Origin of the sequence: Acinetobacter gerneri DSM 14967 = CIP 107464 = MTCC 9824 (assembly GCF_000368565.1) — a bacterium.
GTDB classification, from domain to species: domain Bacteria; phylum Pseudomonadota; class Gammaproteobacteria; order Pseudomonadales; family Moraxellaceae; genus Acinetobacter; species Acinetobacter gerneri.
The window spans coordinates 309,629-321,859 of sequence record NZ_KB849545.1 but is presented as its reverse complement, the minus strand read 5'-3'; the positions used below and the strand labels follow the sequence as shown (position 1 = coordinate 321,859).

The 12,231-nt window shown below is 38.9% G+C and carries 14 protein-coding genes; 9 read left to right on the top strand and 5 right to left on the bottom strand.

The window, feature by feature from the left end:
- The 6 genes from F960_RS16580 (at window position 1) to rplS (ending at window position 3,183) form a co-directional block, all read left to right on the top strand.
- Window positions 1-456, top strand: coding sequence for a type IV pilin protein (locus tag F960_RS16580; protein ID WP_004867762.1), 456 nt, complete (start codon window positions 1-3; stop codon window positions 454-456).
- Window positions 450-902: a type IV pilin protein gene (locus tag F960_RS16575; RefSeq protein WP_004867758.1), complete on the top strand. Its 453-nt coding sequence runs from the start codon at window positions 450-452 to the stop codon at window positions 900-902. The genes F960_RS16580 and F960_RS16575 overlap by 7 nt, the downstream gene beginning before the upstream one ends.
- A gap of 145 nt (window positions 903-1,047) precedes the next feature.
- A complete protein-coding gene (rpsP, locus tag F960_RS16570) occupies window positions 1,048-1,305 on the top strand; it encodes a 30S ribosomal protein S16 (protein ID WP_004867757.1) in 258 nt (85 codons plus the stop codon).
- A gap of 28 nt (window positions 1,306-1,333) precedes the next feature.
- Window positions 1,334-1,882, top strand: coding sequence for a ribosome maturation factor RimM (gene rimM, locus F960_RS16565; protein WP_004867756.1), 549 nt, complete (start codon window positions 1,334-1,336; stop codon window positions 1,880-1,882).
- A 42-nt stretch (window positions 1,883-1,924) separates the two neighbouring features.
- Window positions 1,925-2,665, top strand: a complete 741-nt coding sequence (trmD, locus tag F960_RS16560; protein ID WP_004867754.1) for a tRNA (guanosine(37)-N1)-methyltransferase TrmD — start codon at window positions 1,925-1,927, stop codon at window positions 2,663-2,665.
- Between the two features lie 143 nt (window positions 2,666-2,808).
- Window positions 2,809-3,183 carry a 50S ribosomal protein L19 gene (gene rplS / locus F960_RS16555; protein WP_004867752.1) on the top strand — a complete coding sequence of 125 codons (375 nt, stop codon included), beginning with the start codon at window positions 2,809-2,811 and terminating at the stop codon, window positions 3,181-3,183.
- Between the two features lie 73 nt (window positions 3,184-3,256).
- Here rplS and F960_RS16550 read toward each other — a convergent pair whose 3' ends face one another.
- A complete protein-coding gene (locus F960_RS16550; protein ID WP_004867750.1) occupies window positions 3,257-4,228 on the bottom strand; it encodes an esterase/lipase family protein in 972 nt (323 codons plus the stop codon).
- Window positions 4,229-4,356: 128 nt separating this feature from the next.
- The gene (locus tag F960_RS16545; protein ID WP_004867748.1) at window positions 4,357-5,385 is read right to left on the bottom strand and encodes a lipase secretion chaperone; all 1,029 of its coding nucleotides are present in this window, start codon (window positions 5,383-5,385) and stop codon (window positions 4,357-4,359) included.
- 148 nt (window positions 5,386-5,533) lie between these two features.
- Here F960_RS16545 and truB point away from each other — a divergent pair, with 148 nt between their 5' ends.
- A complete protein-coding gene (gene truB, locus F960_RS16540; protein WP_004867746.1) occupies window positions 5,534-6,442 on the top strand; it encodes a tRNA pseudouridine(55) synthase TruB in 909 nt (302 codons plus the stop codon).
- Between the two features lie 6 nt (window positions 6,443-6,448).
- Window positions 6,449-7,264, top strand: a complete 816-nt coding sequence (locus tag F960_RS16535) for a sulfite exporter TauE/SafE family protein (protein WP_004867744.1) — start codon at window positions 6,449-6,451, stop codon at window positions 7,262-7,264.
- A 99-nt stretch (window positions 7,265-7,363) separates the two neighbouring features.
- Here the strand turns inward: F960_RS16535 and F960_RS16530 are convergent, their stop codons facing one another.
- Window positions 7,364-8,227 carry an EamA family transporter gene (locus tag F960_RS16530; RefSeq protein ID WP_004867742.1) on the bottom strand — a complete coding sequence of 288 codons (864 nt, stop codon included), beginning with the start codon at window positions 8,225-8,227 and terminating at the stop codon, window positions 7,364-7,366.
- A gap of 214 nt (window positions 8,228-8,441) precedes the next feature.
- On the opposite strand from F960_RS16530, the gene F960_RS16525 reads away from it, so the two are divergent.
- Window positions 8,442-9,878, top strand: coding sequence for an SEL1-like repeat protein (locus F960_RS16525; RefSeq protein WP_004867739.1), 1,437 nt, complete (start codon window positions 8,442-8,444; stop codon window positions 9,876-9,878).
- A 112-nt stretch (window positions 9,879-9,990) separates the two neighbouring features.
- On the opposite strand, the gene craA is transcribed toward F960_RS16525, so the two are convergent.
- Both craA and F960_RS16515 read right to left on the bottom strand, forming a co-directional pair.
- Window positions 9,991-11,220, bottom strand: coding sequence for a chloramphenicol efflux MFS transporter CraA (craA, locus tag F960_RS16520; protein ID WP_004867736.1), 1,230 nt, complete (start codon window positions 11,218-11,220; stop codon window positions 9,991-9,993).
- A 241-nt stretch (window positions 11,221-11,461) separates the two neighbouring features.
- The gene (locus F960_RS16515; RefSeq protein WP_004867734.1) at window positions 11,462-12,226 is read right to left on the bottom strand and encodes a nucleotidyltransferase domain-containing protein; all 765 of its coding nucleotides are present in this window, start codon (window positions 12,224-12,226) and stop codon (window positions 11,462-11,464) included.
- Window positions 12,227-12,231: the final 5 nt, after the last annotated feature.

Below are 12,231 nucleotides of genomic sequence, written 5' to 3'. Positions count from 1 at the left end.
ATGAAAATATTATTTTCAAACAAAGGTTTTACGCTTATTGAGTTAATGATCGTAATCGTGATGATGAGTATTTTACTGACGATTGCTATCCCGTCTTATCAGTACTTTATCCGTAAATCATGGGCATCTAAAGCTGAACAGGCTGTGCAGGATATCGCTTTGCAACTGGATCGACATAAGGCGCGAAATTTTAATTATCAAGGTTTTAACTATACAGAAAATGAAATTATCCAAGTTGCCAAACAAAAGTACGATTTGAGCATCGTTGATGGAGATGATGTTTCCAAAAAACTTACAGATCAAGGTGCGATCGGGCGCAATTGGGTGATTAAAGCCAGTACTGATGATATTAGAAATTATAAATTTCTCATGACCAGTACGGGTATAAAGTGCAAAAACCTAGATGCAACTGAGCTTAGCTTTTCAAATTGCGGAGCAGGGAGCGAGCCATGGTAAGTAATAAATGCACTGGCTTTAATTTAATAGAAGTGATGATTGTGATTTGTATCATCAGCATATTACTTGCGATTGCCTATCCGTCTTATCAAAATCAGGTCAGAAAAACCAAGCGTGTGGAAATGAAAGTGACCATGCAAGATATCGTCCACAATATTCAACGTTATAAAGTTGCACATTTTAGTGTGATCGGAGCTCAAGCTTCAGACTTTGATCTGCAAAGCCGTTATCCTGTGCGCGGTACAGCTTTGTATACTTTGAGCCTATCTCCTTTAGATGAAAATAACCAGCTCAATAGCGAAAGTTGGCAATTGATCGCAACACCGATCGCAGGTACGACCCAAGCCAAAGATGGAAGTTTGTTGATGAATAGTAAAGGTCAAAAATGTTGGGCTGAAAATCGTCTTTGCACCCTCACAACGACCTCAAACTGGGACGGTAAATAAATTTAAAATCCAAAATACAGATAACTTAAATTTTGATCTTTCTTTCATAGCAAAGATAACGTAAAATACTGCCCTCTATGAAAGGGGTTTGAGCTGTATCGATGGTCGGTACAAGGATAATCCGTAAAAACTATAAGGTTGTATCATGGTCGTAATTCGTCTAGCACGCGGTGGTGCTAAAAAACGTCCGTTCTATCAAGTTATCGTAACTGATAGCCGCAATGCGCGTGACGGTCGTTTCATCGAACGTATTGGTTTCTTTAACCCTACAGCTAAAGGTCAAGCAGAAAAACTTCGTTTAGATGCTGATCGTTTTGCTCATTGGGTTGCTCAAGGCGCTCAACCGTCTGAACGTGTTGCTTCTTTAGCTGCTCAAGCTAAAAAAGCTGCAGCTACTGCTTAATTATTGATTTAATTAGCGTAGGTAGCCCATGACACCAACACAGAATGTACCCGAAGATCGTATTCAGATTGGACAGTTACGTTCAGCATATGGATTAAATGGGTGGCTCTGGGTCTATTCCAATACAGAACCTATGAGCAATATATTTGACTACTTGCCTTGGTACATTGAGACCAAAGCAGGTTGGCAAATTGTAGATGTGAAACGCTGGAAACCACATGGCAAAGGCTTGGTTGTTGCGCTTAAAGGTGTGAGTGATCGTACTGCAGCGGATAACTTAGTTGGTGCTAATATTTGGATTTCAAAAGCTCAACTGCCTAAGGCAGACGTGGATGAGTTTTACTGGTCAGATTTAAAAGGCTTAACAGTGTTAGGCTTAAATGAAGATGAACAAGAAGTTAATCTCGGTCAAATCCATGAACTGTTTGAGACAGGTGCTAATGATGTCATGGTCGTTCGTGCAACGAGCGATAGCATCGATGGCGAAGAGCGTATGATTCCATGGCATAAAGATGTGGTACAGCGCGTTGATCTTGAAGCTGGTCGTATTTACGTAAATTGGGGCGTAGATTATTAATCCTTTTTGGATTAACGCAGCGGGAAAATAGAGGAGTCTGCGATGTTTTTTGCAGTCATTACGCTTTTTCCTGAAATGTTTGAAGCGATCAAAGCCTACGGGATTAGCGGACGCGCGGAAAAGCGTGACATTGTACAAGTCACTTGTATCAATCCACGAGATTTTGCGACGGGCAACTATAAAAGAGTGGATGAACGTCCATTTGGTGGTGGTCCGGGCATGGTGATGATGGCAGAGCCGTTAAGCAAAGCAATCAACCATGCCAAAGAGCTTGCAGCGCAAGCAGGTTGTGTTCATGCTCCTGTGGTGTATATGTCACCTCAAGGAAAAACCTTAAATGAACCCGCAGTACAAGCATTTGTCCAATATGATGGATTGATTGTACTTTGTGGTCGTTATGAAGGGGTTGATGAGCGTTTGATCCAAAAATATGTTGATCAAGAATGGTCAATTGGAGATTACGTTTTATCAGGTGGAGAACTTCCTGCGATGGTCTTATTGGATAGTATTATTCGGAGACTTCCGAATGTGATGTCAGATGAACAATCCGCCGTGCAAGATTCATTTGTGGATGGTCTGTTAGATTGCCCACAATATACCAAGCCAGACCATTTTGAAGGTTTGGATGTTCCTGAAGTCTTAAAATCGGGACATCATGCCAATATTGAAAAATGGCGGTTTTTGCAGCGTTATCAACGAACTTTAGAACGCCGACCTGAGTTGGTAGAAAAAGTTGAGTTGACCAAGCAGCAAAAGAAATGGCTAAAAAATTTAGATACTTAAACTATTTAAGTATTCATTTCAGGCTCTTTATTGATTCGAGTTTTCGGCAATAAAGGGAAAGATAAACGGGTCGATATGCGATTTAGCCTCTATCCCCAGCGGTAGCACAGACCTCTTCTGTCCCGCACATGGAGATTCCCTCAATGAGTGGTAAACATCCTTTAGTTCAAGCTGTTGAAAATGCACAGTTAAAATCTGATATTCCTGCTTTTGCACCAGGTGATACAGTAATTGTTCAAGTTAAAGTAAAAGAGGGTGACCGTGAGCGTCTTCAAGCATTTGAAGGTGTTGTAATCGCGAAGAAAAACCGTGGTTTGAACTCTGCTTTCACTGTACGTAAAATTTCTAGCGGTGTTGGTGTTGAACGTGTTTTCCAAACACATTCACCAATCGTTGCTAAAATCGAAGTGAAACGTCGTGGTGACGTTCGTCGTGCTAAACTTTACTACCTACGCGAATTGTCTGGTAAAGCTGCACGTATTCGTGAAAAATTACCAGCTCGTAAAGCTCAAGCTTAATTCGAGTTGTAGTGATTTAAAAAAAATGCGCTTTTTAGCGCATTTTTTTGTGCAAATATAAAAGTATTTGAGATTATAAGCCCTCAAGTTTTAAGCGGTTGGCATGTTGACGGAACAAATCGACTGGATTGGGTGCAAATAATCCTTTTAGTCCTAAAACTTGGTTCACTTCATCTAAGTGGCTTTGATAATAATTATCACGAATCACTTGTCCAAGATGAGTATTGCAACGACTCACTAAGCCATCATTATCAGAGTTTTTATAAGATAATGGCGCAAGTTGGGAAATCGCCGAATCAGCAATATCTAATATATTGGTAATTTGTGCTGTTCCCGTCCAAGAATAATGATAAACCCCGTTACTTGTTACTTTTTGTCCATTACCGCAATCGGTTGGAATTGCTGCACTCGGATATTTCGCATTAAATTCTGTCGAACCTTTTTCACTAATACTTTGCAATGAACGATTTAAGTTGTTTGGCAGATTTGGATTGCCTTCTAAAAGTGTTTCCAAAGGTGCAACCAGATATTGTCCAACAATGGTCAATACTAGGTTGGCAGCTTTGTTATTTAAAATATCATCTGCAACTTTTGAACCTTTGATTGTTCCTGCGACAGCAGTCAAGGATGCAACTTTGTTTGGTGCAACGATTTCAATATAGCGAATCGTGGGTCCACCATGACTGTGACCGATGAGATTGACTTTTGGAGCACCAGTTAAAGCCAATACTTCGTCGACTTGTTGTAAAAGTTGTTCGCCTCGAACCTCAGTTGATTCAAGAGGGGAAACCTGCGTCGCATAAACATTTGCTCCGTTACGAGCGAGATCTGGGAGCACTTGGTAAAAATAATCGACCCCCAGACTTGATGTACCCAAGCGAGAAAAACCAAACATTCCGTGGTTAAACACGATCGGATATTTGGTTTTTGCATAGTCTGAACTGACATAGCTTGCGTTGACTTTCTGGAGCCCTGATGCTTGTGCATTTATAGCCGTTAATCCGCAGATTAAACTTAGCCCTAGTAAACTGATTTTCTTTTTCATACTGGATTACTCTTTTTGTTTTTCGATGTGTGTTTTACAGTTATTTCTGTAAGTGATTATATTTTATATCTTTGTTTTAAAGGTGATTTCCCTTTTTATCGGGATTTTAAAATACCATTTAAAACAGCTTATTGAGCAAACGGTAATTTTCCTCCTTGATCGTGAACATTTTCAAAAGTTTGGATCCGTAAAGATTCTTGTGGGTTAAATTGTTGATTGCGAAGTTGACTGATCGCACTTTGTTTAGCTGAATCACTCATACTACTTTGCATAATGTTATCTCGTGCTGATAAAAATTGATTGACACGGTTTGACCAATCACTGCGCTGTGCGTCTAAATTTTCGAAGCGTTGTGTTGCCTCAGGTCCAATAAGTTGAGTACGCATATCGTGAATCTCTTGTGCCGAGGCACCTTTAGCTTTGAGTTCTGCGGTTAATTTTCTTAAGTCATCGAGTTGATTGATTTGTTTTAAATTCTCTTGCCAATCTTGTGGTAATCCATCCGAAAGCTGTTTGAGTTTACTGGCTTTTTCTGCTGCATTTAGATTTTTGTCAGCCAAAATATCCATGCGATTGAGTGTGTAATTGTTATAGAGATCCTCATTACCAAAGAGCCCCGCAATTTCGACAGCTGAAAAATATTTCTTCTTTAAATCGTTTATTTTGCTAAATATTTTTCGGTAGTACAGTGCATCATTTTGCTCGACTTGGCTCGCTTGTAAATGACCTAGATCATTACGGTATTTGAGATAACGTTGCCAAAGATCATCAAGCTCAGCATTTAAGGGATTTTCATAATTGGATTGAACAAATTTTAAAAAATCGGCTTTGATTTGTTCAATATTTTTCTCGCCATATTGGGTGAGGAAATATTCAAAACAATCTTTGGTTTGTTCATTGACGATTAAGTGCTTGGATGCATCAGATCGAATTTGACAGTTGACCTGAGTGTCTTGCTGACTTTTTGAAGCGAATGATTGTGCCTGTGCTGAAATTTTTTGTGTGCTAAATGATTCAATATTTGCAGTTTGGCTACTTTGCATATTGGATTGAGTGGGTGTGGATGAATCAGGTTTTAACCAATAAACTAGTGCTAAAATACTGGCAATCACTAGACTGCAAATAAGCCAGATATATTTTTTTTGCATCCCTTGCATATTGAATGATTCCTAAAACTATTATTTTTATTGAATGGCAAAATCATCGGTGATTAAAAGCTATTTTCAAAGAGAAAAATTGTAAAAACTGATGATTAAATTTGGTAAAATGCAGCTCTAGAATATAGAACACTGTTGAATATTTGACATGCCTACCCAAAATCAAAAGATTAAGCGCCGCAACATAAGTGGCGTTTTTTTGTTGAATAAACCCTTAGGTTTGAGTTCAAACGCAGCTTTGCAAAAAGTGCGTTGGTTATATCGAGCAAATAAAGCCGGGCATACTGGTGCGCTAGATCCTCTTGCAAGTGGTTTATTACCTATTTGTTTGGGTGAAGCGACCAAGTTTTCACATTATCTACTGGATTCGACTAAACGCTATCAAACCACTGTCAAGCTGGGTGAAACGACAGCTACAGGTGATGTTGAAGGCGAGATACTCGAAAAAAGAGATGTGCCTGTACTCGATAAAGATAAAATCGAGCAGGTTTTAGCACAGTTTCGTGGTGATATTGAGCAAGTTCCACCGATGTATTCTGCCCTGAAAAAACAAGGCAGACCATTATATGAATTGGCTCGTAAAGGTATTGAGGTTGAACGTGAGGCTCGCCCGATCACGATTTATGCTTTGCAATTGCTTGATTTTAATGAAAACTCAATAACCCTTGATGTGACTTGTTCGAAAGGAACTTATATTCGAGTTTTGGGTGAAGATATTGGACAGGCTTTGGGTTGTGGCGGGCATTTAACAATGTTACACAGAATCCAAACAGGGCATTTTGATATTATTCCTGAATATACTATTGAGTATTTGGAAAGCTTAACAGAACAAGAACGAGAAGCTTTACTTTTAGCAGTTTATTCTCCCGTTGAACATTTTACTCAAGTCCAAGTACCAGAAGGGCGCGCTGAATATTTTTCACGTGGTATGGAAAGCAATATAGAGCATCCTGCTGAAGCTCAAGTGTTGGTTTTTGATGGTGAAAAATGTCTTGGTTTGGCGGAAATTTCAGATAAAAAGCGTTTGATTCCGAAACGTGTTCTTAATTTAGAGTAATGATGTATGGATATGCATTCAATACTGAGTTTGGTCAATTCTGTCTTTGGACTAGAAGCGCATACCATTCTCAGTTTGGTTTTCTTTGCCTTTTGCGCAGGTGCTATTGATGCTGCTGTTGGTGGTGGTGGGCTAATACAGATTCCTGCACTGATGGGCGCATTACCTCATTTCTCTACAGCAACAGTGTTTGGTACCAATAAATTAGCCTCAATTTGTGGTACAGCATCGGCTGCTGTGTCCTATATGCGTCAAGTCAAAATCCAATGGAAATTGCTTGCTGTCATCGGGGTAACTGCATTTATCAGCTCATTTGGTGGTGCAGCATGTGTTTCGATGATTCCTCCATCAGTACTGCGACCTTTTGTACTGTTTATGCTGATCGTGATTGCGATTTATACCTTTACCAAAAAGCAATTTGGTCAAGTGCATTTTCAGCAAAGCATTACGCCTAAAATACTCTTTCTCGCAGGCGTAGGCGGTCTACTCATTGGTTTTTATGATGGGATTTTTGGACCGGGAACGGGCAGTTTTTTCATTTTTTACTTTATCCGCTATTTGAAAGTTGATTTTATCAATGCTTCTGCATTATCTAAAATTGGTAATTTTATGACCAATTTTGCAGCTTTAAGTTTCTTTATTCCAACAGGTCATGTGCTATTTGCACTGGGTTTGACGATGGCTGTTTCTAACGTTGCAGGCTCATTGGTTGGCGTGAAAATGGCTTTAAAATACGGTAGTGGTTTTATCCGCATTATTTTCTTGATTTTGGTGAGCGTGTTGATCGTAAAACTGGCTTATCAAATCTTTACTGGAAGTTAGTCTAGATCTATTTCACATCATTGATCAAATAAAACAGACTCAATAAAAAAGATGGCATGAGCCATCCTTTTTTGTATCAGCCTAAGAACATTTATATTTTCAATCAATAGATTTGCTTGAGCGTAGCGTCACGCCGATCGACGCGAGCATGATGCATACCAAGGCAATCACCTGAAATACCGTGATATGCTCTTTCAATAAAACCATGCCTGCAATCGCACCGATCGCAGGAGATAAGCTTGATAATGTCCCGTAACTCAATTTGCTTAAACGTTTAAGTGCCATTAAATCTAAGGCATAAGGAATCGCAGTAGCGAGGAGCGCAATCAAAATCCCATAGATCCAATATTGTGTGTCAAATAATTGAGTAGGATTTCGGATCGCGGTGATTGGCAGAAGTACCATTGCAGAAAGGGCAATCGCTATGGTCAAGGCATGTAAGCCGATATTTTGACGAACGACGCGCTGACCATAATAGATATACAGTGCCCAACACGCTCCCGCAGCTAAAGCAAAAAATGCACCGAGATAAGAAAAATTGTGTCCTGCCGCATCATGCCAAGGCACCATTAAGGCGATACCAAAGATCGCTAAAACCACCCAAAGATAATCTGACTTTTGTTGAATTGAGAGTAGTGCGAGGGTCAATGGTCCTAAAAATTCAATACCTACAGCGATGCCTTGAGGTAAAAGCCCCAGTGAAGAATAGAACAATACATTCATCAAACAGACTGAACCGCTATAGAGGAGTAGATCTTTCCATTTGAGATCGGGCAATCGTTTAATGATTTTCCATGATCTGAACATCACAAAAATGATGATCGAGGCAAAGCAAAGTCGCAATGTTACAACCGTTAAAGGGTCTAAAACTTCAAATAATTGTTTCGCAAAAGACGCGCTAATCTGATAGGCGATCATGGATAAAACCATGAACATCACCGCAAGAAGTTGGGAGTTTTGCATATAGACCAAGGATTGAATTTTTTAACATCTTAACATTTTTGTAGAGACCTTTGCTGTGTAAAATCAAAGTTAATCGTATTTCAAATACCTGAAAAACTCAGATAGGCTTAGCAGAAACAATCACAATAAAAAGATTATATTTTTATATAATTTTAAAATAATGGGGTAAGATAAATATTGATTAAAAGTATATGTAAAACTTTAGGAATATAAGATGTTGTTGAATACATCAGATAAAATAAATGCTGAAAATATCGAGCGTGATTTGTTAGGGCTTACCCATCCAGAAGCGATTTATCAATGGGTTATTGCGGTAGAACAGCAGGCAATAGCACGTGATCGAGATGAGGCTCAGCAACGGGTCAATAAGCTGGTTGATGCCTCAAATCAAGCTTATGCTCCTGCAAGTTATTTGCTTGGTGTTTGGTATCTAAACGGTCACTATGTTGATCAAAATAGCACGTTAGCGGTGAAGTTTTTTGAGCTTGCTTGTCAGTCGAATGATGCAAATGCTGAATGGATGTTGGCTCAGCTTTATCAAGAAGAGAGCAAAGGTGTAGTCAATTTACAGAAGGCGGATGAGCATCTAAAACGAGCAATAGAGCTCAAGCATCCTGATGCAATTTTGAGTTTGATCAAACAAAATCATGCAGAAGATTCATTGCAAACATTGATTGATAGTTATGTAAAAAACAAACATCAAGAAAGCCTAAAATATCTGGTCGAATCAGATATTTTCCCACAAAAACAGGTGCAGTCTGCACTTGAAGCATTGGCGAATGACGATAGTTTTATTTGTGCAATTTTGGCATATAGCTATATAAAATCAGGCGATGAAGAAAAAGCTTTTAAATATGCCCAAGCTTCTCAAGAACAAAATAGTCCATTTGGTTGTTTTGTCCGTGCCATTATTGAACAACAATCTGCGAATGGTTCACGAGAAATCGCACATGAATTTTTACTGAAAGCTGCGGAATTTGGGCATATCGAAGCAGCTTATTTGGCTGCAATCGAAATCCTGCAAGATATTGATCTTATTGAAGATGAGGTAAAAAGACAAAAAGCTGCACGAGATTCATTTAATTTACTCACTCAAGCTGCGACGCAGGGGCATTCTGAAGCACAATTTTCTTTGGCTCAATGTTATCGCTATGGTTTGGGAACTGAGAAAAATTCAGATTTAGGTTTGTATTGGTTGGATCAAGCGGCACAAAAGTACAATCCTGATGCAGAGTTTGAATTGTCGATGACTTTCCCGATCGAGCACGAATCACATCATCTGTTATTAAGTTCTTCTGCCGAAAAAGGGCATGCTCAAGCCATGTTGTGTATGTATGTTTTAGAGCAAAAACGCGACCAAATGCAACAAGCGCTTGAGTGGTTACACAAGGCTAAAGATCAAGCTGTACCTAGAGCTTACTATTTACTCGCACAACATCATAAGAATGGTTTGGCTGGCGAAGTAGATTGGCAAATGGTGATTGATTATCTGAAAGAAGCTGCAGGTTTGGGCGATGTCGATGCATATTTTGAATTGTATCAAGCATATAGCAATGGTACAGGCGTGAAGAAAAGTAAAAAAACAGCTTTGAAATATCTCAATTTAGCCAAAGAACATCAGCACATCGAAGCAGCAGCGATTGAAAGTTAAAATACACGAAATTTGAAATGCGTATTTTCATTCAATCCTGAAGATAGAGAATAAAAAACTGGGCATATTGCCCAGTTTTACCTTTTTTGATGTGCATTTGGATCTTCCTTGTTTAAAACTCGCCTCTTGCCTTACGTTCTTGCATGATTTTTTTCAATTCCATTCGAGGGAAACTAAACCATAAGGCGATCAATACAAAACATGTCAGGACATAAGCCCAAATATGAAAATGAATAAACAATTCACGCGATGCTTCAATAATAATAAAGAAAGCAAACATCATGAGCATAGAAACACTCGCAGCGACTGTACCTTTAGATACCTCAGAGGACATCAAGGTAAAGCGGTAAAGTACAGAGAAACTAATCCCTTCACCAAAGCTGACCAAACTCATTCCTAAGATCAAGCAAAGGATCAAATACTGCTGCCAAATTGCACCGAGTAGTAAAATAATAGTACCCATCAACATAATCGGTAGTCCGATCATTGTGGTTTTTCCCAATGGATAACGGTCAATGATTTTAATCAAAACAATATTACCGAGTATCAATCCACCTAAAACAGGGAATTGCGCCAAGCCATATTGCATACTGCTAAGCCCTAAGTCTTCAATCAACATGACAGGAGAAAGTGCGATCCACAGCATTAAAGGCATAGCAATCAAAGGCAATGACAGGGTTAAACCTAAAAAGCGTTTGTTTTTAAACACAACTTTAAAGTCATCTAAAATATAACTGATCGGCTGTTTTGGAATACTCACTTTTTGCTCAGGCATTTTACTTTTTAAACCAAACCAGCTTAAAAATGCCAAAAAGGCAATGCTAATAAATCCCCAATGCCATGACACATGATCAATTAAAAATGCACCAAGAACGGGACCGAGCAGAGGTGCAAGCAATGAGATATTTGCCATCAGAGCCATGACTTTGATCGCATCTCGTTCTTCAAAGCTTTCTTGGATTGCAGCATAACCCACAGCGGAAATGACCGATAATCCCATGCCTTGTAAAAAGCGTAGTCCGATAAATTGTTGGATATTTTGTGTGAATAAGATCGCCAAACAGCAAACGACAAAAAACATCACGCCTGCAAGCAAGACTTTTTTACGACCAAGTCTGTCTGATAATGGTCCGAGTAACCATGCCACACAAGCCCCACCCAATAAATAAAATGACATGGAAGAGGGTGCCCAATCCGTACTGACATTGAAGTCTTTGGTGATGGCAAGCATTGCGGGTTGAACTAAATCGTTGCCTATATATACCGCAAACTCATAGAGCACTAAGGCCAGCGGAAACATTAAGGTAGAACGATTTAATGCAGTTGTTTGAACTTTTTGCATTGTGTAACTACTTTTTATTGAAGTGCTGAAAGCCCGCTTATTTTGAAATAAATAAACTTAAGCCCAATGACAAGCACTGTGTTAAATATTTAAATTGTGATTGCGCTAAGGTTTTAGCGACTTGGAAACACTGTATTCACAAAGTGTCTAAAAGATGCGTTTATAAAACGTGAGAATGAAAACTAAACAGAGTACACCCACTCGGTTCGTGGGCGTATTTTAACAAAAGGCTGGGGATTTGTTAACCGTAAAAATATTGTTTTAGATTAAAACTATATTCGGTTAAATATTGCTGTAGTTTTTCGATCTCATTGGTGTGTTCAATAGCACATAAATTAAGTGCTTCGATTTTATCCGTCAGTAACTTTAAAATTCGAACTTGTTCTAACTCAGGGAGTTGAGCCTTTTCCTTTTTTTGCTTCTTAATTTCTAAATAATCTTCAGCCCAATGTCGTAAAGGATCATTTGGGCTGATTTGTGCGAATAAATCTGTGATGAGTAATTCAGGCATGATTCGTTGTGTTGCTAACTCTGCCGACATCAATCCTCGAATTGAATAGAACACTTTTTTATATGTGAAATTATCCGCAGTTTGCATTATATTCATGCCACCTTTGGCAAGAGATAAATAATGATAATACAATGCCTTATAGTCTATACGTTGCAGTAAATCATCTCGAAATTTGTCCCACTCTGGAAATTCATTGAAATAGACAATATGAGCACGAACCCATTCCAAAACGGTTGGATTGCTTTTAGCAAGTAAGCCAAACATTTTGTCTAAATCGAAAGATACAAAGTCAAAATCCCCATCCATGATTTCAATCAAATCGCGGTGCTTTCGATAATCATAGTATTGGGCTTTAGACGGGAGATGAAAACCTCTGACATCATAGTCACTGTCTGGACTTGCCATGCCCCATAAACGACTGCCACTTTCGATATAAAACAGTGGACGTTCATCTCTATTTTCAAATAAATTTTGGATTTCTTGTTTAATATCCATTGATA